Genomic DNA, 25,979 nt, shown 5'->3' on the forward strand with positions numbered 1-25,979 from the left:
ACATAAGCTTAAATAACTTATGTCTCAAACTTTTAACGGTAAATTCTAATAGCATTCTCTTTACAATAATCCATCGTCAATTCTTCACGTTCTTCAGACTCATCCAATCCTCTTGATGATACTTTATCAAAGAGAATTTTGATGGTTTGAAGCAGAATTTTCATATCCAATAGCAATGAATAATTCTTGATGTACAGTAAATCAAAGTTCAATTTACTATTGTAGTCAGAAGCATACTTCCCATAAACTTGGGCATAGCCAGTAATCCCCGCACGTACATTGTGACGTAAATAGTAATTCGGGTTTTCCTGATTAAATTGATCAACAAAGAATGGTCGTTCAGGACGTGGTCCGACAATGGACATATCCCCGCGAATAACATTGATTAGTTGTGGCAACTCATCAATACGTAAAGCGCGCAAGTATTTACCAACTGTAGTGACGCGACTGTCGTTACTTGTAGATAAGACTGGACCTGATTTTGCTTCCGCTGTTGCCGACATCGTTCTAAATTTTAAAATCGAGAACTCACGTTGATCTAATGTAATCCGAGTTTGTTTGTAAATCACTGGTCCCGGTGAGGTTGCTTTGACTAAAATCGCTGCAATAAGCATTAAGGGTGAGGTAATCACAAATAGGCAAACAGAGACTAAAATATCGAATAAACGTTTAATAAAATTCTCTTCTGGTTGGATTTCAAAATTTGAGACTTCGATAATACTTTCATCTTCAAAGTTCATCATGTTTGGTTTTAACATAATTAGATTTTCAAAACTTGTATCTAAAAAGATTTTTTTCTTGTGTTTGACAATTAATTGATACAATTTTACTTTTTCGTTCTCATCAACATTACTTGAAATATAAACAATATCGATTTCATCGATAATTTTTTTTAAGTTTTCATAGTAATTGCTGACAACAACGCTCGTTACTTTATGCTTGTTATTTTTATCAGACATAAAGTTTTGAATTGACCGCATAACTTGATTTTCTTTACCTAGTAAAACGACTTTTCGCTCATTGCTGACCTTTAAGTAAAGATAATAAACAAGAATTCGCCAAAGACTTAGAACAATAATTCCGATTATAAAGGAATATCCTAAAACAGAACGCGGGAACGTAAACCAACGTCCGGCAAATGTCACAATCATAATCGTTAAAGTCATTAAAATTTGACCAATCACCGTGACAAAAATGATGTCACTAATTTTGCGATTATAAAAAATATACGCACCTAACAACAAATTCAAAAAGATAAAAAAGATTGAAATGTAAATTGCAGATTTTTCATAAGCCACAAAGTTAAATGAAGGAATTTCTCGGCCAAATTTCACCATAAACCCTAAGATGATTGATAAATTATAGAGCAAAACGTCTGCTAAAATAATTACAATCCGTCTTGCATTACTCCATTCACTTTTTGATGTCATTAAAAACTTCCTCTCTTCACTTCCAGTAATTACATTATTTGTAATAACATGCAACCCCTATATTACCATAATGTCAGCGGACAAGAAAGTTCTATAGGATGAAAATTATCTGCGATGTCTTTGGACACGACTTAATTCTTCAGGTTGGTCCCAGCCCTCTTCGTCAACAGGTGCTATCAGGCGCTCTTCATTGCTAACAGGACTTGTTTGTTTCACTCGTTTTCTTCTTTTAGGTGTCGTTGGACTTTCATGTCTTCCTCGTTTTTTCTCTGGCCGGAAGTAGAAGGCTAGCCCAAGGAAACTATAAACTATCGGCATCCAATGAGGCGCTAATAAAATATCTTCCATAAATGAATGAATCCAGATTAAAAGGAAGCCTAAAAGTAAACTAACTTGCAAACGATCCAATGTTTTTTTGCGGAAACCAATCAATAAAATCATACTGACTAAAAAACCAAATAAAATCAGATAGCCAATGACACCAAAATTACTTAACGTAAATAGAAAAGCATTATGTGTCCCCAGCGGTTTCCATGAGGCCACAAAAGGCTCCATACCGACTTTAATATGTTGAGGATCAGATAACCATTTAGCAAAAAACTCATGCCAAATTCGTTCTCTTCCTGTAAATAAATCAACAGTATCCGATTCCGCACATAAGTAAAATAACAATGGTCCCAATGCAGCTACTCCGACAAAACCAAACAGCCAAACTTTCGAACGTTGCAAGAAACGTTTTGGTAAAAGATTATCCACCAGAATAAAACCAACTAAAATGGCAAAAGAGGTTTTGGATTGACTGACCCATGTACCTAAAACACCACCAATGTATACAGGTAAAAGCAGCAGGTTAAAAACCTTATTTCTATATGCTTTGATCAAACTACTGGCCATCATTGTTGAAAACATCAACGTTGCACCAATCGTATTGGTATTAATCCAAATACTTTCTAGTTTATTTGATTCTTTAAAAATTTCGTCTGCTGGAATCAACTGAGGCAACTCCACGGACATCCGATACAAAGTCGCACTCAAAGCAACTAAAGAGACAATTAATAAAAGCGTTTGATCCAAACGATCAAAGACACAAACTTTAAAACAAAGAACCAACAAAATAATTAAAGGAATCATTGTATCTGTTTGCATTGTGCTATGACGGATTGATTCCGTAAAGTGAAACAAGAGCCAGGTGGCTAGCGCCAACGCTACGGTCAGCCAGTCAATAAATTTTAATTTCGTACAATTTAATAGCAGTACAAGTATTACTGCTATTAATAATAAAATTGAACTATTGGCATACATATATTTTGTGACTGGCGCATCAATTCCTACGACCCACATCGTATACGAGCCGATCATTGTAACTAATAAAATAAGTCGACCGATTCTATTCAATACTTTTCCCATATTCAAACCTCATTCCATGAATGAATCACTAGTCGTTTATTCGATAAATATATGCCCCGTTCTGATCAGGTCCATATAATTTTTCAAAATGAATCGTTGGTGTGTCTAACGGTTCTAATGGTTTATAAACGACCGCATATTTAATCCCATATTCTTTTAATTTTTCTGGAGATAAACGAGCAATAATCGCATCTTTTTGCATCAACTCTAAAACAGGGGTCTGATTTCCTACTTCAACATTGATGTGCGCATAGCGATTATAAATAAATGTGTCTTTTCCTTTTGGATCTAATGGTTTCCAAGCCTCTAAGTCAGGTGTAAAAGCAACACCGTTAAATGTATGCACACCTAACATTGGCAAATAGCCATACATCAAGCGTTCGCCCACCCACAATTGGTTGGGGTCTTTTTTGTTAATTTCTTCCACTTCTACCGCTAATTTTTTACCATAGACAGCAGAAACGCCACGAGAAATTGGATTTACAAAGGCTCCAGAAACCATAATGATTCCTAATAAGACAAGGACAAATAACGTGCGCCAACGTTTAAATAAAGCAACAATTAAAACGGTAGCGACAACTAAGACACCAATGATGTCCATTCGTGTAACGTATAACCGTAAATTGCCCGTATATAAAACAAAGAAATACAGAACAACATTTAATCCTAGCGCCCCTAACCAGGCCATCATTGGAATTTTTGCTTGGCGATTCCATAAATAATCGATGAACCATAAACTCAACAACACAGCGGCAAACCCGAAGGATAACATCGCCCGTTGTTCTGGCACATAAGACCACAATGTCAACTTAGCAAAAATTGTTGGAAATTGCACGCTCATCCAAACTAAGTTAAATAAACAATACACGAATAAGACAAAACCGTAAATGTTTTCTTTGATTTTTTTATAAAAAATAAATGGTGAGAGCGGCAAAATAACAAAAAATAATTGATAAAAACTACTGATTTCCGAATTATTTGAATATGGAACATCTTGAAACGGCATTTTCCAATTTGTTAAAAATAACAAAATATCGCGTTTAGGCATATCGCCACCTAAACTTACCCGTTTTCCTGGATAAGCGGTATCCATTACTGCTTTTAAGGAATCCAATGAGCCATATAACGATCCGCCAACAATAATCGCCGTCATCAAGAGTGCCCCACCTATCAGGACCCCATCCCACTTATCCAACTTAATTTTTTTACGAAATTCTAAAAAGAATAAAATTAAAAATAATAAAATCAAATAACCAAGTGGTACTTGTAACGCAGGATAAATAACTAAAACAAATCCTGAAGCCATAATAACAGCCGTTATCGCACAAATGACACGACGTCGAACACTACTATGATAATAGAAATAATTATAAATTCCCACTAAAAAACCTAAGCCAAAAAATACTAAATCTCCAACTGGCGAGACAAACCACCATTGAAGGGCCGAAGAAAACGGAATCCAAACACTTGCTAACAAAGCTAAATATTTATTCCGCCGTGTGACGATCAAACCAATTTCAAAAGAAAATAAAATTAAGCCAATTAATTTAAGATTCCAATACCATGATAAGCCATATTCTTTGCCTAATAGTACATAGCCCCACGTAAAAGGTTTCGCTAACGTGGCCAGATTCCACGCTGGTGAATTATAGCCTACCACCATGTCTTGCCCATTTAACGTAATCACATCATTATGTGTTTTCAAACCTGTTTGTGTTTGTGAGAGGCTAAATGGGGTTTGAACGAGCCATTCATCCGAGCGAACACCTCTTGGTTCACCAGCAATTAATGAACTTTTTTGACCATCCGCATATTCAGAAACATACGCATCCCACATGTTTAATGAACTACCATGGACTTTAAAGGCTACCAGTAAAATAAAAATGACTGCCGCTAGCAGATAGCGCCAGCGTAACAAATGATCAACCAAGCGAGCGCTCTGCTCAGCTTGGTTGCGTAATGGTTGTTTTTCTTTTCTTGTAGTTAGTTGTTGTTCCATCTTTTCGCTCCATTTCGTCATCCGCAATTGCATCTAGTCAATTCGTAATGAAAAGTTGGGAATATCCCTTGTCAGATTAGGATTATAAAATGGATCATTTTCAATTAAAGGTCCCCATTTTTCTTCCATCATCACTTTTTCTTGTTCAAAACGTTTTTTCTTTTTGCCTTTATCATCATATCCACGAGTTTGAGATTCAAAATGATAAAGCTCTGCTTCATGAAGCCAGACATTGTCACGTCCTAAAGCTTGGACTTTCAAGCATAAATCAACATCATTGAAAGCTACGGTAAACGCTTCTTCAAAACCACCGACTGCATCAAAATCTGCTTTTTTCATAAGTAAGCATGCGGCAGTTACTGCTGAATAATTAACATTAATAGCTAACCGACCAAAATAGCCTAAGTCACCATGGGGATAACCATAATGACCATGTCCAGCGACACCACCTAATCCTAAAATAACGCCTGCGTGTTGGACCGTATTATTTGGATACAATAATTTCGCACCTACACAGCCAATCCGTTCTTGCTGAGCAAATGAAACCATCAAAGTTAACCAATTCTCTGTAATCACTTCGGTATCATTATTTAAAAATAATAAATACTCTCCGTGCGCTTTTTTCGCTGCACGATTGTTAATAGTTGAGAAATTGAATGGAATATCGATTGATTCAACGAAAAAGCGACCAGGTAATTGTTGTTCAAATTCTGCATATAATTCGTGCATTTTTGGATCTGTACTTCCATTGTCAGCCATAATAATCTCGTAATTTTGGTAGGTTGTTTTTTCAATAATCGATGAAACACAACGTTGTACGTCTTTATAGCCATTTTTAGTTGGAATAATAATTGAGACTAACTTTTCAGATTCAATGTCATAATAAACATCGTATAAGCCATTCGCCGCCCCATGCGTTGCATGACCATTAATTCCTCGACGAACGAGCGCATCTTGCACGGCTCTTAGCCCCGCTTCAAAAGCATAACCTTTGGAGCCCTGATCCACTGCTGTTGAGGTTGGCAGCATCCGCCAATAGTAAAGAACTTTTGGAATATGTTTGATGCGTTCTTTTGTCGTTTTTTCAGTAAATCTTAAGACTAAATCGTAGTCTTGAGAACCTTCGTAACCTTTTCGAAAGCCGCCAATTTCTTCTAGAATACTCCGACGATACACGCCTAAATGCGAAATGTAATTGGTTCCTAAAAGTAAATCAGGTGACCAATCTGGTTTAAAGGCTGGATCAGAACGATTTCCATCCATGTCAATCTTATCTTCATCACTATAAATTAAATCCAGTTCTGGGTTTTCATTCAGCACTTTAGCCACTTCATAAAAAGCATTGATTGCTAATTCATCATCGTTGTCTAGTAAGGCGACAAATTCTCCGGTAGCAATCGCTAAAGCAGAGTTGGTCGCTTCGGAAATATGACCATTTTGTTCACGAAAGACGACCCGGATTCGCTCATCCAATTGTTGGTACTCAGTTAAAATCTTTTTGACATTAGGATCTGTTGAGGCATCATCGGCCATACATAATTCCCAGTTAGTATAGACTTGATTCAAAATAGAATCAATGCACAACCGAAGCCATTTTTCTTCAACATTATACACTGGCATCGCAATGGAAATTTTAGGCTGATAATGAAATGTTGCGATTTCTTGCGTCATCGCTTCTATGTCTAGTACTTCATTTCTAGCTAACCAGTTAGGATACGAAGCTTGATTTCTTAGTTTCTCAATTTTCGCTCGTTGAATGGTATGAGAAATACCATTTTTAGCCATATACTTAAATCCTTTTTTGGCTTTTATCCAGAGACGAGTCACTTTATCTTCTGTCCCTGGAATCACTGGATATTTTTTATTCAAGGGAAAATCCACCGTTACAACATGTGCTGATGATTGAAAATGAAAAGGGAGTACTTTTTTTTGTTTAATTCCTTCAAGTGTAACAACAAAGCCAGCTTCAATCGCAGGCTCTGTTTGATAAATTTGATTAACATCTTCACGTAAAACGCGCTGAATGTTATAAGCGGACACTTGGTTTTCATTATTAATTGTGAAAGTTGGGCTTTCTTTAGTGATTGTATCTAACGCCCAACCTGTAATGGTTAAATTATTTGTTGTTTTGTCGCGATAGATACTATCAAAGATCACCTTAATGTCTTCATTCATGTGCATTCTCCTTATAGATGTTTCGGATTTCGGTAGGGATCAACTAAAGCTTCCGCGGTCCATTTTTCCGCAAGTTCTTTATAAGATCCTTTTTTATCATGGTTTTGCATTTTTTCGTCTGCTTTCAAAATTGCATAGGACACATATACATTTCGTTTACCAGCGCTAGCAAATTGTAACGATAAATCGACACCCATCCACTCTTTTCCTAAGTTTTCGTTAATTCCTTCTAAATTTAGGTAAAGTTGTTTATTGAATAGTAAGCAGTCTTCAGTTGCTGCTTGAATATTTCTTGGTAAAGCAATTCTGTAATAGTAACCTAAGCTTTTACCAGGGGTGCCTTTTTCAGGATAAAGTAATCGACCTTTGTCTGTATCAACTGATACTCCCACTGTTTCCACGCGATAGCGTGCGTCAACTACGCGGCCAGTCACTAAACCAGAGGTCTCTTGTTGACCAATGTTCATTAACTCTTTTAACCAATCATTTTTCGTTGGTACCAATCCAGCATTTAATAAAGCCACATATTCTCCCTTAGCAGCTTGAATCATGCCATGACGAGTTTCTGTTGAAACATAACGAAGACGGTCATTTTGGATATTTATTTGATTCTCGAAGCGTGCAGGCAATAGAATTTCATAATTTGTATAGGCAGTTTTTTCTAATAATTGACGTAAGTAACTACTCATATTCTCTGTATCATTCGTAATAATCAATGATACCATCGGCACATGATCATAAAGATAGTTAATTTTATAGGAACCATAAAATTCGGCAATCTCTACTTGTGCTTTTAAGCCACGGCGTTCCGTTGCCGCTTGGACCGCTTTTTGACCAGCTACATAGGCGTAACCTTTGCTTTCAGGGTTTAGAGCAGTCGATGATTCAATGGCACGCCAATGATACATCATACCAGGAATATGCTTGATTTTCGTTGCTTGTTCCGTTGCTCGCAATACGAAATCATAGTCTTGAGCGCCGTTATATGCTGAATTCAATCCGCCTACTTTTTCTAATAAATCACGTTTCACAACAACAAAGTGTGTAATGTAATTATGGTTTAAAATCAGTTCTGGATTCCAGTCTGATTTGTAAAACGCGTTGAAGCGACGACCATTTTCTGTAATTTTATCTTCATCAGTATAAAGAAAATCAATCGTTGGGTCTGTGTTTAAAGCTTTGACCACTTCATATAATGCTTGTGGCGCTAATTCATCATCGTTATCCATGAAACCAACAAAATCGCCAGTAGCAATCGACAAAGCTGAGTTAGTTGCTTCTGAAATATGTCCGTTTTCTTCGCGATAAATAACTTTGATTCGTTGATCTAGTTCTTTATATTTTTCTAGCATGGGCTTAATATGTTCGCTTGGCGATGCATCATCTGCTAAACATAACTCCCAATTTTCATAGTACTGATTTTGTAAAGAAGAAACGCACGCTGCAAGCCATTTTTCTTCGACATTATAAACAGGTACAGCGACAGAAATTTTAGGCTGAAATTGGAACGTTTTAATTTCCGCTAAAACTGCCTCCACGTCAACAGGGGCTTCTGCTTTTTCTTGTCGTTTAAAGTACCACTTCACTGAGCCCATGAAACCACGTGTCTGAATCGAACGCCATGCTCGATCAAATTTCGTACCTGGTTGAACCATGTTTGGACGCTCCACCACGTATTGAACCTTCTGGCCTGATTTGGTGTCAATGTTTAACGTGTAGGCTGGTAAATCTTCTGGATCTTTAATCGTAATTACAAAACCATAATCTTGATCGCCTTCTAATTCAAACATATCAATAACATCACGACGGTATTCTGTTTCCACCGTATAAGTGACTGATTCACTAGCTTCTGCAATGCTGAATCTTAGCGGATAATTTGTTTGTTTGTCATACGCCCACCCTCTGATAACAGAAACGTTATTTTCTACATCGCGAGCAATATCATCGATGGTTAAATTAATCATTTTATCAAATTTAGTTAACGTGATTCGTTTATATTTTCCAGTAGGCATAGGGGCAGTCTCCGTCTGTTTATTCATTTCTTCTAAAAATTGATTTCTTTCATCTAACAGTGCATGAATAAAGGTATTTTCACGTTCTGAATAGTTGCCTTCAAAGAAATAATCAATGTCTACTGTCAGGTCTTTGCCTGCCATTTGTGCATCGGTTACTTCGATTACAGGTACTTGCGTATCTAAGAAATAATAGATATTCTCTTGTACCAGAAAAGCATTCGTGGCTGCGACTGGGACTGTCTCGCCGTCTATCGTCATGGATAATTTGATAATTGTCCCCGTTAAACTTGGGAATAATTTTATCAGTTGGACATCTTCTGGTATCTTCAGTTGGAACCGTTTTGTTTCAGGTTTTTGTAAATCAACTGGTTGATCCAACTCAGTCTCTTTTTCTTCGCCGCAATTAATTAAAATATGAACGTTTTTTTCATTGTATGAATTTACTGGTGTCACTCGCTCTGGCTGTTCTACTGGTTCAGCAGTCAAGGCAAAAAAGTACTGATACACTTCGCCAAAGGGACGCGCTTTAAAAGCTGCTTGTACTTCTACAGGTAACGCTTCATACGTCGTAGGAATTTCGTTGTAGCCAACTTGATTAAATGTAAAATCTTCTTTGGCAATGTATAAACCAACTTCTGCAAAAACTTTTTCAAATCCTTCTTGTAAATAGAATGATTTATGCGTAGCATCCAATAGCCCAGTTTCATTCCACGTTAAACGATTATTAAATAAATCAATTAACACCGAATTATGCGCCAAATTAGGGAAAGTGATTAAGATTTGACCACCTGGTTTTAAAAACGGTTTGACTTTTGCTAAGGCGCTTTGAGGATTCATTAAATGTTCCAACACATCTGCAAAAACGATATAATCAAACGTCTTACCAGCAAAGTATTCGACCCAATCATTTTCATCAATATTGCCATAAAAGGCATCTGTTGAAAATTGACTGACATGATCATAAAGTTCTTTGTCTAATTCAACAATTGAGACCTGGCACTTTTTTTCTTCCATCAAATAGCTAGTCATTCGCCCATTACCTGGACCAAATTCCAAGACATCACTATTTTCTTTGATTTGTGCTACGATTTTCCCAACACTGGTACTCTCGTCTGTTTCCATTTCAAAATCATACTTCATCTTTTGTCGTATCCTTCCATTTATGATCTAAGATGACAATTCCTTCTCCGGCATAACGACCGGTAATAAACATCGTCACGTATTTTGTTTTGTAGACTAATGGGACTGTTGCATGTTCCTCAAAGAAAGCAATATCAAAATAATATTCACCTGTTAATAATGACATTTTTTCATATTCTAAATAAAAAACATTCCGTCCTTTTTTCCAAGGAATTTGCACGCCATCTAATAACGTATTTAAGCCACAGACATAATGGTTGTCCACTGTTCGAATAGCGACCCCGCAAACAGGCTTCTTAATTTGGTCATTTTTGACAGTATATTCAATTTTTACAATCACTTTTTCATCTTGCGTTACCATTTCTAATGGTTCATAATCCGCATTTAAAAGTTCCGCATGATCCACTTCAATAATATCTGGTGTTGGGGTTTCATCTTTCATGGTCGCTTCGCGGTCAACCGTTTTAATTGATTTCTTTTTCAAAAAGTTTTCGTAGTTGGTCGTCACGTCCATCGTATCTCCATATTCAACGACTTTCCCGTGTTGCAACCAAAAAGTTCTGTCACAAAAACGACGAATGGAGTTTACATCGTGAGAAACAAATAAAATTGTTTTACCAGAATTTTTAATTTCCGTAAATTTTTCCATACATTTTAATTGAAACTCTAAATCCCCGACAGCCAACGCTTCATCGACAATTAAAATATCGGGATCCACGTTAATGGCTACCGCAAAAGCCAAGCGGACAAACATACCACTAGAGTACGTTTTAACTGGTTGATACAAATGATCGCCGATGTCAGCAAAATCAATGACATCTTGGACACGCTCTTCCATCTCTTCTCGTGAAAAACCCAAGACCATTCCATTTAAGAAAATATTTTCATATCCTGAATATTCAGGGTTAAAACCTGAACCTAATTCAAGCAACGCTGAAATTTTCCCATTAATCACCATGGACCCGGAGGTTGGCGTTAATACTCCTGTAATAATTTTTAACATGGTTGATTTCCCAGAGCCATTTTCGCCGACAAAACCAATCATCTCGCCTTTTTTAATTTGCATCGTGACATCGTCTAACGCATAAAACAAATCGTGGTAGGATTTTTTGGTTGGACTAAGCGCCTCTTTAAACCGATCGGACGGCTTTTTATACATGTTGTATGTTTTGGTAATATGTTGGATATCGATTGCATATTCTGACATGTCGTTCTCTCCTTATAATACATCTGAAAAATGTGGTTTTAAGCGTCTAAACACGGTTGAGCCAATTAATAGTAAAACAATAGTAACTCCCCAGAAATATAAGCTATATTGCCAATGTTCCCAGAACCATGCACCGCCTAAATAAGATTCGCGGTATCCTTGAACAATATAATATAATGGATTGATTTTTAAGATTGTCGCAATCATTCCAGTTGGTTGCCATAAAATTGGTAATGTCCACATAACTGTTTGCATAATGATATTGATAAATTGCATAATATCAGGTAAAAATGGTTGTGTTGAAGCAGTAATCCACGTAATTGCTGTTAAAAAGACTAATAAACAAGCTAAGTAGTAAATTAATTGCAAACTGTACAGACTTGGGTAATAACCGTTAGCTGTAGTAATTACAAAACCAATTAGAATGAAAAACAAGTGGGTGTACAAGTTCGATAAAATTTTAGATGTTGGTAAAATTTGTACATTAAACACGACTTTTTTAACTAAATAACTATATTCACGAAACACATTCGTGGCTGATAATAACGAATCTGAAAAGAAGAACCAAGGTACCATCCCTGTTACTAAATAGACAATGAATGGCATATTGTCGCCAGCTCTAGAACGAAGGCCTACAGAAAAGACAAACCAATACGTCAAAACAGTTACTAATGGCGTTAAAAATGCCCAGACAATTCCTAGTGCTGAACCAGCATACTTGGCCTTAAAATCATTAAATGAAAATTGTAATAACAATTTTTTGTTCTGAAAAATATTCTTGAAAATTGAAAATGTTTCTTTAAACATATACTTATTCCTTCCGTAATAAACTATTTTTATCTAAAATTTTTGGATACAAAAATGCCATTTTAAACAACATTTCTATTTTATCGATAAACGCCTAGCTTTTCAATAGTAGACCCCTTTTTATAAAGAAAAATTTAACTGATTTCGCTATATTAAAAAATCTTGTCCAATTTTTAGGAGATTATGCTACAATAATGGAGGTCTTGCATTTTTTTGCACGGAAACTATTTTTGAGAGAAGGGAAATTATGGTTCTTTTTATTATTTACGTATTTCTGTCTTCTGCTGGTCTGGTCTTATTTAAACTAGGTTCTAGCAGTTTGAACATCCAACTCCAACAAACAATCTTTTCAATGAATATCTCACTTATATCTTTATTGGGTTTATTTTGTTATTTAATTAGTTTTATTTTATGGATGTTAATTATTAGTCGTTCCGATGTTTCTTACATTGTTCCTTTAGGCGTTGCCTGTACAAACATCGCTATTTTAATTGCTTCAAATCTTATTCTAAAAGAGACAATCACAACGAATGCCCTTATTGGTGCTGTGGTTATTATTGTCGGCATTGTGATTATGAATCTTAAATAAAACAACAAAGACCTTAAACTCCAACTTAAGGTCTTTGTTGTTTTATTTAATATAGATTTTTAAGCCAATAAAACTGTCTCAGTTCACTTAATTTAATGATAATATAACTAAAAACAATTAACAAAAAAACTTGTACAACATATGTTTTAAAGTTATCGTACGTTAACTTTTGAATCCCTAATTGACTAGCTGCATAAAATAGTAAATATTTTATCGGATTTTGCGCTAAATAAATAATAATACTAGATTTTCTTAAAAAGTCACTTCCAGGAATACGTATATTTTCTAAATTAAAACTTAAAATAACCACTAACACAGCAACTATTGGTAACGTAAAATAATTTTGTGCATCATAAAAAACACCTAATTGTTGCGCAAATTTCACTTCCTTTAGTCCTACATAAGAAAAAATAACAATACCTAAAACTAAGAATAAATTATTTAAAGGTTTTTCAAATACATAGTTTGCTAAAAAATAGCCTATAATCACATAACAAATCGTAGAAATCATCGAAAAAGATATAGAACCATAAAAAGGCACTTGTTTAATCCATTCAATGTCAAAGTACCACTTACCATAAGTAGAAGTAAATACTCCTATCAGAAAGCTAACAATTCCAATTGTTAATAATACTTTCTCACCAAAATAACTTCGGATGTAATAAATAATAAATACACTCATTACTAATGCGATTAAATACCAAGAAACACCTATTCTGGGGACATAGCCTAATAATATGCTCAGTATAAATGATATTTTTCCTCTTAAATCCATTTCCCCTTTAACAAAATTCATAATAGATACGATAAAGAAGGGAATGTAAAAGATCAACCACGAAAGATATACTTTTAAGATTCTTTTTATATAATTGAATAGTATTTTTTTATCTTTTTCTTTTTCTCTAAAAGAAATTTTTTTAAACAAAAAATATCCAGATACTATGAAAAAAAACGGAACAGAAAAGCGGGCTAATATTTTCAAATCACTACCCAAAATAGATTTAGAGGGAAAGGTATGAATTCCAACTACACTTAATGCAGCAATAAATTTGAAGGCATCCAATACATCATTGTTTTTAGTCATTTTTCCCCTCTCTATTCTCCCATTTTTCTTCAGATTTCATGATAGATAATTCTTGCAATAATGTTTTAATACGATTTTCGTGTTTTGAAATCAACACAGAATTTTTAATTTCCATGATTAAAAGGACAATCACCGCAGCTGATAATAAGAAGTTTGATGTTGTTTCAAACCCAAAGGCCATTGCTAACCATTCTGCCACATGCGGGAAAATAGCAAAAATAATTAAGACAATTGAGATTAATAACCAAATCAAAGCATTTTTTAGGAGAAAAATATTTTTATTAATCCCTCGAATAATGTATAAGAAAAAGCCAATTGCAAATAAAAATAAAGCTAGCCATAACACGGTTGGTAGCATTAATCTCCCTCCTTCATAAAGGCAGCAATCAGAATTGCTGAGCCGACTTCCAGCATATACTTCACAGAAGCCAAGGCACGAATCGAAGAAACACCACCAAGCCGTTCCATCATATTGACAGGTCTTTCAACAATCACAAAACGTTTTTTAATTAAGTGAACAATCGATTCTGGCTCAGGATAATTTGTCGGATAACGCTTTGCAAAAAAAGCAATCACTTTCCGATTTCCTGCTCGATACCCTGAAGTCACATCATAAATTGTTTTACCAGAAGCCATTCGAATGCAAAAAGATAACAAACGAATACCAAAACGGCGCATTTTCGTACTTTGAAAAGCCGCTTCGTTTCCAGGAATGAAACGAGAGCCAATCGAAAAATCACATTTACCCTCTGCTAATGGTTCCAGTAAAACAGGTAAACTATTGATATCATGTTGACCATCACCATCAAACTGAACCGCAACATCATACTCATTTTCTAAGGCATATTTATAGCCGGTCTGTACCGCCCCGCCAATACCTAAATTCAACACTAAATGAATGGCATTAATTTGGTTGGCTTCTAAAATTTGTTTGGTTCCATCTGTCGAGCCATCATTAATTACCACATAATCCAATTCATGTTGAAAATGCGTAACTTCCTGTTTAAATGTTTCAATGGAAGCAATCGTCCGCAAAATGTTTTCTTCCTCATTGTAAGCAGGAATGATTAAAAGTACCTTCATAAAGAGAAACACCTTTCCACTTTTTCTCTAACAAAACCCCTCACTTACACAAAACAATTTATTGTTGAACACTTTCTAACATTTGTGCTAAGGCTTCTTGCCAAGTAGGAATTTTAAAGCCTAACGCTTCTGTTTTACTTAAATCCATGACAGAATATTGTGGTCTTTGCGCCTTTTGTGGAAATTGAGTTGAATCCACTGGCAGTACTTCCACTTCAGTATCTTTTAAAATTTCTTTAGCAAACTGATACCAGCTACAGCTGTTTTCATTAGACAAATGATAAACACCAAATGGCGCTTTTTCTGCAATAACAAATGCCATAAATTCGGCTAACGTTCTTGTCCAAGTTGGGCGGCCAAACTGATCGTCCACTACCGTTAGTTGGTCTCTTGTTTCCGCTAATTTTTGCATGGTAAAGACAAAGTTATGACCGTATTGACCAAATACCCATGATGTTCGAATAATATAATAGTCGTCCAGGATTTCTTGTACCGCTTGTTCACCTAATAACTTCGTCCGACCATACTCATTTAAAGGATTCGGTTGATCATCAATCGCATAGACGCCTTCTTTTTTAGTTCCATCAAAAATATAATCTGTACTTACATAAACAAGTGTCGCCCCCACTGCTTTAGCAGCTTCTGCAACATGACGTGTGCCATCTACATTCACTTTTTCATCTAATTCCTTGCCTTCGTCTTCTGCTTTATCAACAGCTGTATAAGCAGCACAATGATAAATGACGTTTGGTTGAATTTCTTTCACTTTTGCCAACGTACTATCCGCATCAGTAATATCTAATTCTGTGGAATCCGTTGAAACATACTCAATTCCTTGTTCGTCTAATAGGTGACGTAATTCTGTGCCCAATTGGCCATTTCCACCAGTAATTAAAATCATTATTTTCGCTCCTTCTTGAAAAAAAGGCAGGGCAAAGTAGCTTTTGTACTTTGCCATCGCCTTTCGACTGTTATCTCACATGTCAGAAAAAATTACTGACCATTTTGTGCATATTTTGCTTCAACAGCTTCTTTATCTGCACGCCACCAGTCTTCATTTTCTGTATACCACTTGATTGTTTCTGCCAAGCCTTCACGGAAATTCGTGAATTCTGGTTCCCAACCTAATTCTTCGCGTAATCTGGTTGAATCAATCGCATAACGTAAGTCATGTCCTGCACGATCGTTGACATGCTCATAGGCATCAACAGGTTGTCCCATTAATTCTAAAATTAATTCCATCACTGTTTTATTGTCTTCTTCACCATCGGCTCCGATTAAATATGTTTCGCCAATTTGCCCTTTTGTTAAAATTGCCCAAACAGCCGAAGAATGGTCGTTTGTATGAATCCAGTCACGAACATTTTTACCAGCACCATAAAGTTTTGGTGTAATGCCACTTAAGACATTGGTAATTTGACGAGGAATAAATTTTTCAATATGTTGATATGGACCATAGTTATTTGAACAGTTTGAAATTGTTGCTTGTAAGTTAAAAGAACGGACCCACGCTTTGACTAACAAGTCAGATCCTGCTTTTGTTGAAGAATAAGGGCTTGAAGGATTGTAAGGCGTTTCGGCAGTGAATTTTTCCCCTTCGCCTTCTCCATGTCCTGGTAAATCTTCTCTTAAAGGTAAATCGCCATAAACTTCATCAGTCGATACATGGTGGTAACGAACATTGTTTTTACGGCAAGCTTCGATCAATGTATACGTCCCAATCAGATTGGTTTGTACAAATGGAAATGGGTCGTTTAATGAGTTGTCGTTATGCGATTCAGCAGCATAGTGAACGACCGCATCTGTTTCAGCGACTAAACGATTAACTAATTCAGCATCAGCGATATCTCCTACGACTAATTCCACACGATCACTTGGTAGACCTTCAAGATTTTTTTCATTTCCTGCATACGTTAATTTATCTAATACAGTTACATGAACTTCTGGATGATTCTTTACAACATAATGAACAAAATTTGAGCCGATAAAACCAGCTCCACCTGTTACGATGATTTTTTTCATAATTGAAACTCTCCTACTTTTTTCTTAAATTTCGCCATAGATAAACGGATTTTCCGCTTCAAATTCTTTTAAGGTTGGATGTTTTTGATCCTTTTCTGACGTAATCGCTTTTTCTGGCGCAATTGGCCAATCAATAGCTAACGCTGGATCGTTAAAAGCAATACCGCCGTCTGCTGCCGCATTGTAGTAATTGTCACACTTGTACATAAAATTCACGTTCGGTGTCAAGGTGACAAAACCATGAGCAAAACCTTTTGGTACTAAAAGCTGACGGTGATTATGTTCTGATAAAATGTAGCCTTCCCATTGACCATAGGTTGGACTCCCTTTACGAATATCAATAATCACATCTAATACCGCACCTGTTACAACGCGAATTAGTTTTGTTTGCGCAGCTTCGCCTTTTTGAAAATGCAATCCACGCAAGACACCTGCTTCTGTTGATAATGAATGATTATCTTGGACAAAATCAAAGTCTAATCCATGTTCTGCAAATTTAGCTTTGGAATAACTTTCTGTAAAAAAGCCACGATGATCACCGAAAACATCCATTTCGATAATTTTGACATCTTGTAATTTTGTATCAATAACTTTCACGTTTCTTCGCTCCTATTCTGCTGCTAAACGTAGCAAGTATTGGCCGTAGCCATTTTTCTTCAATGGTTGTGCCAATTCTACCAATTGTTCTTTTGTAATATAGCCCATTCGATAAGCAATTTCTTCCAAACAAGCGACTTTTAAATTTTGACGTTTTTCAATTGTTTCAATAAATGTTGACGCTTCTAATAAAGATTCGTGTGTGCCTGTATCTAACCAAGCAAAGCCACGGCCCATTACCTCAACAGAAAGTTTATTTTTTTCAAGGTAGACTTTATTAACGTCTGTTATTTCTAATTCCCCACGTTCTGACGGTTTGATCCCTTTCGCAATTTCAACCACTTCATTGTCGTAAAAATACAAACCTGTCACTGCGTAATTTGACTTCGGTTGTGCTGGTTTTTCTTCAATAGAAAGCGCCCGCATCTCTTCATCAAATTCTACCACGCCGAAACGCTCTGGATCATTTACATGGTAACCAAAGACTGTTGCCCCTGACTCTTTAGAAGCCGCTCGTTGCAACATTTTTGATAAGCCGCCACCATAATAAATATTGTCCCCTAAAACTAAGCAGACACTGTCATCACCAATAAATTCTTCACCAATAATAAATGCTTGCGCCAAACCATCTGGGCTTTCTTGTACCGCGTATTCGATATGAATGCCTAAATCATGGCCATCGCCGAATAAGCTTTCAAAACGTGGTGTATCTTCTGGTGTAGAGATAATCAAAATTTCATTAATTCCCGCCAACATTAACGTTGACATTGGGTAATAAATCATTGGTTTGTCGTAAATTGGCATTAATTGTTTTGATGTTGCTTTTGTTAACGGATATAAGCGTGTCCCGCTTCCGCCTGCTAAAATAATTCCTTTCATGAACAATCTCCTTAAATACTTCTATTTTTAGTTTCTATAAAACCAAATATCCTTCCCTATTATCGCATTAAGCATAGGGTTTGTCATGTTTTTTACGTAAATTTTACAAATCTGTAAAAGTTTAGCGCTGTTCCTTTAAACGCTGATGTAAAGCTTTTAATAAATTCACACGCCAATTTAATTTTTGTTGGAAACTTGTTTTGGTAATAATGGGGCTGACATTCGCTCCATGTCTTCGGTAAAGCACTAATGGTTCTTTAATGAGACCCGTTTGCTTCTTCCGTGCAGCTAATAAACCAATCCACATATCATGCATAGGAACTTCCGGCGGAATGGGTAAAATGACGTTTTTCATCTCTTGACGAAAGGCCATACCTGCCCCAATATAGCCACTTTTTATCGCATTTCGCCAAAATCCTGGTTTGACTTTTCGAAACTTAAAATAAGAGGGATTGGTAACTTGTAAATCCGCATCAACAATTTTCAAGTCACTAATAACCACTTGGATGTCAGGGTGCGTTTCAAAATATTCTGTCACCGTCGTTACTTTATTTGGTAACCAAACGTCATCTTGATCTGCTAAAAATATTACTTCGCCTTTCGTATGCGTAAGCGCAAATGCAAAATTAGCAATCACTCCTTGCCCTGGACCTTGTAACAATTGAATTTGGGGATAATTCGCTGCATACGTTCTCAAAATTTCCAACGTATGATCAGTAGAACCATCATCTGAAATAATTAGTTCATCTTCTTCACTGACTTGTAAAAGAATACTATCTAATTGTTCCGCGAGATATTTTTCTCCATTATATGTCGCAATACAAACTGAGATCATAGATTATCCTTTCATTAACTTGAGAAATTCTGCCAATGTTTGCCGCCAAATTTGGCGATTTTTGACAGTTAAAAATTGCTTACTACTGCGTAAAAATAAATGGCGTCGATGATGGGAAAACTTTTCTTGATCATATCGACGATAAAATAACGTTTCTGCTTCAATAATAGAGCGATAACGTTGAGGACTCATTGTACGATAATCTAAAACAGACAATTCTTGTTTTAGGTGGATTGGTAAGACTTCAATCTTTTTATTGGCTTGATTCAATTGATAAAAGAACCAATGATCTAAATAGTCCAAAGGAAATTCTTCCGAAAATCCTTCCAACCAGCGCAGTGTTTCTGCCGTAATGACTGTACCAGAATTGATAGCCATCAACGGTTGGTTGGCTATCCCTGCTGTTGGCTTTGCTCCTTTAAGTCCAACATATTGATCACTATAAACTGGCGAAATTTGTTGTCCATTTGCTTCTACAATTGGAACATAGACTGCCACAGTCGGATCTAACGGCATGATGATCAACGTATCAAAATAAGAAGCTGGCACTTCTGTGTCTTGGTCAAGGAGCAACAATAATTCACATTGATTCGTTTGACTAAAAGCAATCGCTTCATTATAAGCGGTCGCTAGGCCTGGATTATCAGGATTATGTCGATAAGTAACATTTTGTTGTAAAAATAATGCATCTTCTTGAGGAAGTGGGCTGTTGTCATAAATAAATAAGTGCAATTCGGGGTGATCTACCACTTCTTTTAATAACAAATAATTCGGCGTATCAGCCATTTTCATTTGATATAAGACGATGACTACCGCTAATCTTTGACTCATTAAAAGAACCTCCAGCCCCATTTGTTAAAAAATTTTCCCATTGATTGCATAAAGATTTTAAACAATTTTCGACTTTTATGGGCGCCCTTTTCATACATGTGAACAACCGTTTCAAAAGGCGTATAGAGAATCCGATAGCCTGCTTTGCCAAAACGTAAACATAAATCGTTGTCTTCAAAGTACATGAAGAAACGTTCATCGAACCCACCAATTTCAACGAATTTTTCACGATCAATCAACATAAAACAGCCTGAGCCCATTTTAATATCCGTTGTTTCTGTATCCGACAAATCGCGACATTCATAAATACTCAAACGTTTATCAAAAATTTTCTTTACAAATTGAAAGGGAATAAAACGTAACATATAATCGAAAACATCTAATTTTTGACGAACTAAATATTGCGTCGTGCCATCTTCATTTAGCACTTTAGGGCTAACGACTGCAATGTTCTTATCTATTTTGATACGGTCTAATAGACGATCAAGCACGTCTTTAGTAACCAAAACATCGGGATTAAAAATAATTGCATACTTTGTCGAAGCATTGAATAACACTTGATTATGACCATGACCAAACCCTTGATTTTCTTCAGCGCGATGGATAGTAATAAATGGTTCATATGTTGTTAATTTTTCAAGATACGCTGTTTCAGAATGATTGTCATAGATATGAATATCATAGATACTATCAGTACCCAGTTCGGCTTTTAATTGGTCTAGTACATTAAAAATGTAACGACTATTATAAGTGACAATCGAGATTGTTACCATTTCTTGCATGCTCATTTCTCCTTACTACTGAAACATCGTCTTAAAAAAAAAGCATATGTTTCACACATATACTTTTTTAAGTTTAATGGAATTATATCATAGGTTTACGCTCTCGCAAAGCAACCTAAAGATTTCTTTACTTTCTCTTAGAATGCTTGCCAAGTCGCTTTTTCATTTGCTCCTGACGATATTCACGATTCCCTAAAATCCGTAACAAATACATCAACGGTTGATGTCCTTCGCCAACTAGACCGATTAGTTCAATGAATAGTTCTAAGCCAATTAAACAAAAGACAATTAATAAAATTGATGCTACTGTACTTGAATAGCTGAACAATAAAGAGACAAAGGAAAAAACTAACGCTAATGCATAAATAGTCATGACCGCCCCTTTATGGGTAAAACCTAAAGATAACAAGCGGTGATGCAAATGCATTTTATCTGCTGAGGAAATGGGCTTCTTGTTTAATAGCCGTCGAATAATTGCATAAACCGTATCCGTAATTGGCACACCTAAAATCACCATTGGCGTAATTACCGTGATAAACGTAGCATTTTTTAAGCCCTGTAACGACATTACTGCAATCATAAACCCGAGGAATAACGCCCCGGTATCTCCTAGAAATATTTTAGCCGGATAAAAATTGTATGGGAAAAATCCCGCAATGCTCGCAACTAAAATAAAAATAACAATTGGAATATAGACCGTTTTAGCATGTAGGAAAAAATACCCTGTAATACCAATCGTGGTTAATCCAATAATGGATACGCCTGATGCTAAACCATCCAAACCATCAATTAAATTTACTGCATTCGTAATCGCTAAAATCCACAATAAAGTTAGTGGTAAACTAAACCAGCGCAAATCAATCATTCCAACAACTGGCAACGTCACAAAATCTATCCGAATTCCAGCAACAAAATAAATAACTAATGCTGCTAACAAAATACCGATTGTTTTTTTCATTGGAGTAATCTCTTTAATATCATCAATGAGGCCTGTCAAAACAACCATTCCACCAGCCAAAATAATCGGCCAAATATAATCTTGTGGGATAATCGAACGAAAAATCAATAAACATGAACTAGCAAAAGCAATGTAGATTGCAAGTCCTCCTGCTGTAGGCATATTTTTGGTATTGATTCGTCGCTCTCCTGGTGCATCATAGGCGCCAATCCGAAACGCTAGAAGCTTAACAAGTGGTGTTAATAGCAAAGATAAGATAAATGTCATAAATAAACGTATCAAAACTTCATAAATAAATAGTGACATAGTCGAACCCACTTTCTTCTCGTTCAGGATATATTATACCGTAAACTGAAGCATTTACAAGCTGAAACATGTGTTCTGGCAACGGTTTAGACTTTTTTAAAGAAATCCATTTATTTTTTCTTTTTAAACCATCTAAACAAGCGTTGTTCAAAACTTGGTTGTTTTTTTTCTTTATCTCCAGATAAGTATTCATCGACGACAGCGTTGACAATTGCTCCTAAAATAATAATCGTGGCAGCAAAATTCAGCCATAACATCAAGATGATAAAACTCCCGATGATTTGATAACTTGCGATTCTAGAACTAAAATATTTTACGTACAAACCAAAAATTTGTGATAATAGCATCCAACCGACTGTCGAAAAAATAGCCCCTGGCAAAATAGAACGTAACGATAATTTCCGATTAGGAACGACCGCATAAATCAAACACATAATCACTAATAAAACAACGGTCGTTAACGGCCATTTTAACGCTTGGAAAGTATCGATCACAGACGTTGAGTAATGGAAAATTGGTTGTAGTAATTCAATAATGTACTGACCCAGACCTAAAATTACTACTACACCAACAATCGCTACCATAAATAACAAAATAACTAAAAATGAGACCACTCTTACGAGAATAAAATTTTTCCTTTGTTCGACACCAAAAGCTTTATTCATCGCATTTTGTAGTGCATTAATACTTTGACTGGCACTCCAAAATGCTGCTAAAGCGGAAACAGAAAGCAACCCGCCTGAACGTTGAGTTAGTAGTGAACGAATCGCTGGTTCTAAGTTCTTATAAACATCTTTCGGAATCGCCTCTGCAATATAAGGCAACACAGAATTAGGGTCGATTCTTAAATAAGGTAAGACATTACCTACCGCAATCAGTAATGGAAACAGCGAGAGTAATAAATAATAGGCAACAACCACTGAGCTGTTGCCTATTTCGGCTGTGACCATGTGACTTTGCGTTGTCTCAATAAAACGCATCAAAGATTGATTCTTTTTGATGTTGTCGAGAAACTTCATCACACACTCTCCTTATTAATAAGTCAATTCTTCGCCTTGTGACGTTAAGATTCTTGGACCTTCTTTCGTAATCGCTAATGAATGTTCATATTGACAACTTAGACCGCCATCTTCAGTATAAGCAGTCCAACCATTTGGGTCCATTTTCATGCGCCAAGTTCCTGTGTTAACCATTGGCTCAATGGTAATAACCATTCCCTCTTTTAAACGTAGTCCTTTACCTGCTTCACCATAATGAGGGATCATTGGACTTTCATGAATAGTTGGGCCAATGCCATGACCTACAAAGTCGCGAACTACCCCGTAGCCTTCTCCTTCTACATACGTTTGAATTGCATGACCAATATCGCCAATTCTATTTCCTACTTGTGCTTGTTCAATCCCAAGATATAGCGCTTTTTTGGTTACTTCCATCAAGCGATCAATTTCAGGTGTTGATTCACCCACGACATAAGACCAGCATGAATCAGAGATTGCGCCCTTTAAGTCGACACACATATCTACTTTGATTAGGTCGCCATCTTTTAATACTTTTTTACGAGGAAATCCGTGGCAAATTTCGTCGTTGATACTACAACAGGTAGCATATTTGTAACCTTCATAGCCAATTTGAGCCGCCACGCCACCATGACTTTCAATAAAGTCTCTCACAAATACTTCAATATCCCAGCTTGTAATGCCAGGTTTAATAAACGTCCGTAAATGACGGTGAACATCCGCTAATAATTCCCCTGATTCATCCATCATTTCAATTTCTCGTGGTGATTTTAATGTAATCATACTATCTCTCCTAAACTTGTTTCATTCAAATTATTTTATCACATTTTTTGCAAAAAAGATTGTTCAAACACCAATTTTCAAAAAGTCCCTTAATAAAAGCACTCGCTAGTCTTTTATAAGAAATGCGCATCTGCTATAATAAGTGACAGAATTGTATGAGGGGGAAGAAAGTTTATGACGTTAGCTAAAATTGTGTATGCAAGCATGACTGGGAATACAGAAGAAATTGCCGACATTGTTGCAGAAGCATTTGAAGATTTAGAATTAGAGGTCGAAATTGATGAGTGTACGCAAGTCGATGCCGCTGATTTTGAAGAGGCCGATATCTGTGTAGTAGCTACATATACGTATGGCGATGGCGATTTACCTGATGAAATTGTCGACTTTTATGAAGACTTACAAGAGATTGATTTATCAGGAAAAATCTTCGGCGTTTGTGGTTCAGGAGACACGTTTTATGATGATTTTTGTAAATCGGTGGACGACTTCGAAGCAGTCTTTACTGAAATTGGGGCAAAAAAAGGCGCCGACAGCGTTAAAGTTGATTTAGCCGCTGAAGAAGACGACATCCAACGTTTAGAAGAATTTGCGAAAAAATTAGCAACTGCCGCAGAATAACTACGTTGAAATAAATAAAATAAACACCAGAAAAAAATGGCTAGTTCCCATTTTTCTCTGGTGTTTTGATATTCCTAATTTAAAAATAAAATACTGTAATTTAATGCTGCCGCAAAAGTAACCCAAAGAATATAAGGAATCATCAACCAGCCACGCGTTATTAATTTATAACGCAAGTAGTCCCACTGTTGAACTATTAATAATAGCCATAACAATGAGATATCAATCACAGATAATAAATTATTTTGTAAAGAAAAAAAGAAAAATGTCCAGAAAAAATTCGCAATAAATTGTAAAATAAATAGCGTAATCATCCGTTTTTTCTGTTGTTTATTTGGATGAACTAAGATGAAATAAAAAGTAATGCCCATAAAAATATACAACACCAACCACACTGGTCCAAATAACCAGCCTGGCGGAGCAAAACTTGGTAATCTCAACGCTTGATAATATTCTCTCGCATTTACTGAAAATAAGCCCGACAAGAGCCCTAGTCCGGTAATTCCTACAATACTTAGCCATAAACGCTTATCTTTCACTCGGTTCATGTTTTTTGCCCCTTTCTATTTCTCTTCTTTACTGTAGCATGGTTGCGAATAATCTACCATTAATACACTTAACAAAAAAAGACCGTTCTTTTAAGAAACAGTCTTTTGCTGTAACCTCACAGAAGTTATCAGCATGAGGTTACACTTTTTTTAATTTTTATAGGTCAATATCAATTGGTTCATCTCGTTCAAGAATTGCTTCAATACTATCTTTCATTAAATGAATGATTTGTTCTTCTGAAGGATGGATAATTCCAGAAGTCATCAATGCAGCCACACCAGTAGCGACCACCCATGTTCCCATGTGTAATGAGTCAATTTGAACATCGTTTAAATTAGCATACTCAGGATCAGCTTTTACCGCTTCAGTAAAATAGTGATAAGAGAATTCTTGCATTTTTTTGCCGCCACCATATTCTTCTAAATAAAGCGCACGGTATAACTTACTTTCACTTGTCGCAAAATGAATATAGTTTAAAGCCAAATCAACAATTGTATTCCCAGTATGTTTTACTGGAAAGACTTCTTTCGCTAAGTATTTATGAATTTTTTGGAATAAAGCATCGCGTAAATCATCCATGTTTTTAAATTCCAAATAAATCGGTTGGGTGGAACATTTCATTTTATTAGCAATATTACGTGCAGTGAACTTCGAAAATCCTTCAGTGGCGACTACTTCATAGGCAGCTGTTAAAATCTGCTCTTTCGTAATGGTTTTTTTTCTTGCCATAATTCCCTATCCCCTTTATTCATTCATATACAACGCTTCCAAATAAATGCTTATGGTTATTGTAACACGATTTTTCTATTATGCAAAATTAGAACAACTCTTTGTACAAAAGTTCACTGAGCGGGAGCACGACAACTT

At 36.0% G+C, this 25,979-nt stretch carries 24 protein-coding genes; 2 read left to right on the top strand and 22 right to left on the bottom strand.

What is annotated here, in order from left to right; translation table 11 throughout:
- Positions 1-32: 32 nt before the first annotated feature.
- The 7 genes from IGK72_RS08965 to IGK72_RS08995 all read right to left on the bottom strand — a co-directional run bounded on the left by IGK72_RS08965 (position 33) and on the right by IGK72_RS08995 (position 12,180).
- Entirely contained in the window at positions 33-1,430 is a 1,398-nt protein-coding gene (locus IGK72_RS08965; protein ID WP_002356909.1) for a sugar transferase, read from the bottom strand.
- Between the two features lie 105 nt (positions 1,431-1,535).
- Positions 1,536-2,837 carry an EpaQ family protein gene (locus IGK72_RS08970; RefSeq protein WP_165548558.1) on the bottom strand — a complete coding sequence of 434 codons (1,302 nt, stop codon included), beginning with the start codon at positions 2,835-2,837 and terminating at the stop codon, positions 1,536-1,538.
- A gap of 28 nt (positions 2,838-2,865) precedes the next feature.
- Positions 2,866-4,869 carry a DUF7657 domain-containing protein gene (locus IGK72_RS08975; protein ID WP_002383759.1) on the bottom strand — a complete coding sequence of 668 codons (2,004 nt, stop codon included), beginning with the start codon at positions 4,867-4,869 and terminating at the stop codon, positions 2,866-2,868.
- Positions 4,870-7,011 (bottom strand): glycosyltransferase family 2 protein, encoded by a 2,142-nt coding sequence (locus IGK72_RS08980; protein WP_023894505.1) that lies wholly within the window; start codon positions 7,009-7,011, stop codon positions 4,870-4,872.
- Between the two features lie 11 nt (positions 7,012-7,022).
- Positions 7,023-10,166 carry a glycosyltransferase gene (locus IGK72_RS08985; protein ID WP_430608781.1) on the bottom strand — a complete coding sequence of 1,048 codons (3,144 nt, stop codon included), beginning with the start codon at positions 10,164-10,166 and terminating at the stop codon, positions 7,023-7,025.
- On the bottom strand, positions 10,156-11,373 hold the full coding sequence (locus IGK72_RS08990) for an ABC transporter ATP-binding protein (protein WP_002356901.1): 1,218 nt from the start codon (positions 11,371-11,373) through the stop codon (positions 10,156-10,158). Before IGK72_RS08990 ends, IGK72_RS08985 begins: the two co-directional genes overlap by 11 nt.
- 12 nt (positions 11,374-11,385) lie before the next feature.
- The gene (locus tag IGK72_RS08995) at positions 11,386-12,180 is read right to left on the bottom strand and encodes an ABC transporter permease (protein ID WP_002356900.1); all 795 of its coding nucleotides are present in this window, start codon (positions 12,178-12,180) and stop codon (positions 11,386-11,388) included.
- A gap of 247 nt (positions 12,181-12,427) precedes the next feature.
- Between IGK72_RS08995 and IGK72_RS09000 the strand changes: the two genes are divergently transcribed.
- Complete coding sequence (locus IGK72_RS09000) at positions 12,428-12,769, top strand: EamA family transporter (RefSeq protein ID WP_002356899.1); 342 nt, start codon at positions 12,428-12,430, stop codon at positions 12,767-12,769.
- Positions 12,770-12,815: 46 nt separating this feature from the next.
- Here the strand turns inward: IGK72_RS09000 and IGK72_RS09005 are convergent, their stop codons facing one another.
- From IGK72_RS09005 to map, 13 genes are all read right to left on the bottom strand, one after another.
- Positions 12,816-13,853 (bottom strand): acyltransferase family protein, encoded by a 1,038-nt coding sequence (locus IGK72_RS09005; RefSeq protein ID WP_002379613.1) that lies wholly within the window; start codon positions 13,851-13,853, stop codon positions 12,816-12,818.
- A complete protein-coding gene (locus IGK72_RS09010) occupies positions 13,846-14,211 on the bottom strand; it encodes a DUF2304 domain-containing protein (protein WP_002359899.1) in 366 nt (121 codons plus the stop codon). Before IGK72_RS09010 ends, IGK72_RS09005 begins: the two co-directional genes overlap by 8 nt.
- On the bottom strand, positions 14,211-14,936 hold the full coding sequence (locus IGK72_RS09015) for a glycosyltransferase family 2 protein (protein WP_023894509.1): 726 nt from the start codon (positions 14,934-14,936) through the stop codon (positions 14,211-14,213). The genes IGK72_RS09010 and IGK72_RS09015 overlap by 1 nt, the downstream gene beginning before the upstream one ends.
- Positions 14,937-14,994: 58 nt before the next feature.
- Positions 14,995-15,837: a dTDP-4-dehydrorhamnose reductase gene (rfbD, locus tag IGK72_RS09020; RefSeq protein ID WP_023894510.1), complete on the bottom strand. Its 843-nt coding sequence runs from the start codon at positions 15,835-15,837 to the stop codon at positions 14,995-14,997.
- 92 nt (positions 15,838-15,929) lie between these two features.
- Positions 15,930-16,958 (bottom strand): dTDP-glucose 4,6-dehydratase, encoded by a 1,029-nt coding sequence (gene rfbB / locus IGK72_RS09025; protein ID WP_002359895.1) that lies wholly within the window; start codon positions 16,956-16,958, stop codon positions 15,930-15,932.
- Positions 16,959-16,982: 24 nt separating this feature from the next.
- The gene (gene rfbC, locus IGK72_RS09030; protein WP_002410819.1) at positions 16,983-17,555 is read right to left on the bottom strand and encodes a dTDP-4-dehydrorhamnose 3,5-epimerase; all 573 of its coding nucleotides are present in this window, start codon (positions 17,553-17,555) and stop codon (positions 16,983-16,985) included.
- Between the two features lie 12 nt (positions 17,556-17,567).
- Positions 17,568-18,434, bottom strand: a complete 867-nt coding sequence (gene rfbA, locus IGK72_RS09035; protein ID WP_002364387.1) for a glucose-1-phosphate thymidylyltransferase RfbA — start codon at positions 18,432-18,434, stop codon at positions 17,568-17,570.
- Positions 18,435-18,555: 121 nt separating this feature from the next.
- Positions 18,556-19,269 carry a glycosyltransferase family 2 protein gene (locus IGK72_RS09040; RefSeq protein ID WP_002362119.1) on the bottom strand — a complete coding sequence of 238 codons (714 nt, stop codon included), beginning with the start codon at positions 19,267-19,269 and terminating at the stop codon, positions 18,556-18,558.
- Positions 19,270-19,272: 3 nt separating this feature from the next.
- Complete coding sequence (locus tag IGK72_RS09045) at positions 19,273-20,100, bottom strand: glycosyltransferase (protein ID WP_002370382.1); 828 nt, start codon at positions 20,098-20,100, stop codon at positions 19,273-19,275.
- Positions 20,100-20,888 (bottom strand): glycosyltransferase family 2 protein, encoded by a 789-nt coding sequence (locus tag IGK72_RS09050; protein WP_002359892.1) that lies wholly within the window; start codon positions 20,886-20,888, stop codon positions 20,100-20,102. The genes IGK72_RS09045 and IGK72_RS09050 overlap by 1 nt, the downstream gene beginning before the upstream one ends.
- Before the next feature lie 121 nt (positions 20,889-21,009).
- Positions 21,010-22,146, bottom strand: a complete 1,137-nt coding sequence (locus tag IGK72_RS09055; RefSeq protein ID WP_002366956.1) for an MraY family glycosyltransferase — start codon at positions 22,144-22,146, stop codon at positions 21,010-21,012.
- Between the two features lie 110 nt (positions 22,147-22,256).
- Complete coding sequence (locus tag IGK72_RS09060; RefSeq protein WP_002383768.1) at positions 22,257-23,165, bottom strand: YihY/virulence factor BrkB family protein; 909 nt, start codon at positions 23,163-23,165, stop codon at positions 22,257-22,259.
- Between the two features lie 15 nt (positions 23,166-23,180).
- Entirely contained in the window at positions 23,181-23,945 is a 765-nt protein-coding gene (gene map / locus IGK72_RS09065) for a type I methionyl aminopeptidase (RefSeq protein WP_002356886.1), read from the bottom strand.
- Between the two features lie 174 nt (positions 23,946-24,119).
- On the opposite strand from map, the gene IGK72_RS09070 reads away from it, so the two are divergent.
- On the top strand, positions 24,120-24,563 hold the full coding sequence (locus IGK72_RS09070) for a flavodoxin (protein WP_002407656.1): 444 nt from the start codon (positions 24,120-24,122) through the stop codon (positions 24,561-24,563).
- A 74-nt stretch (positions 24,564-24,637) separates the two neighbouring features.
- On the opposite strand, the gene IGK72_RS09075 is transcribed toward IGK72_RS09070, so the two are convergent.
- A complete protein-coding gene (locus IGK72_RS09075; RefSeq protein WP_002356884.1) occupies positions 24,638-25,111 on the bottom strand; it encodes a TspO/MBR family protein in 474 nt (157 codons plus the stop codon).
- 157 nt (positions 25,112-25,268) lie between these two features.
- Positions 25,269-25,841: a TetR/AcrR family transcriptional regulator gene (locus tag IGK72_RS09080; protein ID WP_002356883.1), complete on the bottom strand. Its 573-nt coding sequence runs from the start codon at positions 25,839-25,841 to the stop codon at positions 25,269-25,271.
- Positions 25,842-25,979 lie beyond the last annotated feature (138 nt).

Origin of the sequence: Enterococcus sp. DIV0183, from assembly GCF_050541505.1 — a bacterium.
Taxonomy (GTDB): Bacteria; Bacillota; Bacilli; order Lactobacillales; family Enterococcaceae; genus Enterococcus; species Enterococcus faecalis.

Coding starts and splice junctions, on each gene's coding strand:
- IGK72_RS08965 (WP_002356909.1), bottom strand. CDS start 1,430: ATGACATCAAAAAGTGAATGGAGTAATGCAAGACGGATTGTAATTATT.
- IGK72_RS08970 (WP_165548558.1), bottom strand. CDS start 2,837: ATGGGAAAAGTATTGAATAGAATCGGTCGACTTATTTTATTAGTTACA.
- IGK72_RS08975 (WP_002383759.1), bottom strand. CDS start 4,869: ATGCAATTGCGGATGACGAAATGGAGCGAAAAGATGGAACAACAACTA.
- IGK72_RS08980 (WP_023894505.1), bottom strand. CDS start 7,011: ATGAATGAAGACATTAAGGTGATCTTTGATAGTATCTATCGCGACAAA.
- IGK72_RS08985 (WP_430608781.1), bottom strand. CDS start 10,166: ATGAAGTATGATTTTGAAATGGAAACAGACGAGAGTACCAGTGTTGGG.
- IGK72_RS08990 (WP_002356901.1), bottom strand. CDS start 11,373: ATGTCAGAATATGCAATCGATATCCAACATATTACCAAAACATACAAC.
- IGK72_RS08995 (WP_002356900.1), bottom strand. CDS start 12,180: ATGTTTAAAGAAACATTTTCAATTTTCAAGAATATTTTTCAGAACAAA.
- IGK72_RS09000 (WP_002356899.1), top strand. CDS start 12,428: ATGGTTCTTTTTATTATTTACGTATTTCTGTCTTCTGCTGGTCTGGTC.
- IGK72_RS09005 (WP_002379613.1), bottom strand. CDS start 13,853: ATGACTAAAAACAATGATGTATTGGATGCCTTCAAATTTATTGCTGCA.
- IGK72_RS09010 (WP_002359899.1), bottom strand. CDS start 14,211: ATGCTACCAACCGTGTTATGGCTAGCTTTATTTTTATTTGCAATTGGC.
- IGK72_RS09015 (WP_023894509.1), bottom strand. CDS start 14,936: ATGAAGGTACTTTTAATCATTCCTGCTTACAATGAGGAAGAAAACATT.
- rfbD (WP_023894510.1), bottom strand. CDS start 15,837: ATGATTTTAATTACTGGTGGAAATGGCCAATTGGGCACAGAATTACGT.
- rfbB (WP_002359895.1), bottom strand. CDS start 16,958: ATGAAAAAAATCATCGTAACAGGTGGAGCTGGTTTTATCGGCTCAAAT.
- rfbA (WP_002364387.1), bottom strand. CDS start 18,434: ATGAAAGGAATTATTTTAGCAGGCGGAAGCGGGACACGCTTATATCCG.
- IGK72_RS09040 (WP_002362119.1), bottom strand. CDS start 19,269: ATGATCTCAGTTTGTATTGCGACATATAATGGAGAAAAATATCTCGCG.
- IGK72_RS09045 (WP_002370382.1), bottom strand. CDS start 20,100: ATGAGTCAAAGATTAGCGGTAGTCATCGTCTTATATCAAATGAAAATG.
- IGK72_RS09050 (WP_002359892.1), bottom strand. CDS start 20,888: ATGAGCATGCAAGAAATGGTAACAATCTCGATTGTCACTTATAATAGT.
- IGK72_RS09055 (WP_002366956.1), bottom strand. CDS start 22,146: ATGTCACTATTTATTTATGAAGTTTTGATACGTTTATTTATGACATTT.
- IGK72_RS09060 (WP_002383768.1), bottom strand. CDS start 23,165: ATGAAGTTTCTCGACAACATCAAAAAGAATCAATCTTTGATGCGTTTT.
- map (WP_002356886.1), bottom strand. CDS start 23,945: ATGATTACATTAAAATCACCACGAGAAATTGAAATGATGGATGAATCA.
- IGK72_RS09070 (WP_002407656.1), top strand. CDS start 24,120: ATGACGTTAGCTAAAATTGTGTATGCAAGCATGACTGGGAATACAGAA.
- IGK72_RS09075 (WP_002356884.1), bottom strand. CDS start 25,111: ATGAACCGAGTGAAAGATAAGCGTTTATGGCTAAGTATTGTAGGAATT.
- IGK72_RS09080 (WP_002356883.1), bottom strand. CDS start 25,841: ATGGCAAGAAAAAAAACCATTACGAAAGAGCAGATTTTAACAGCTGCC.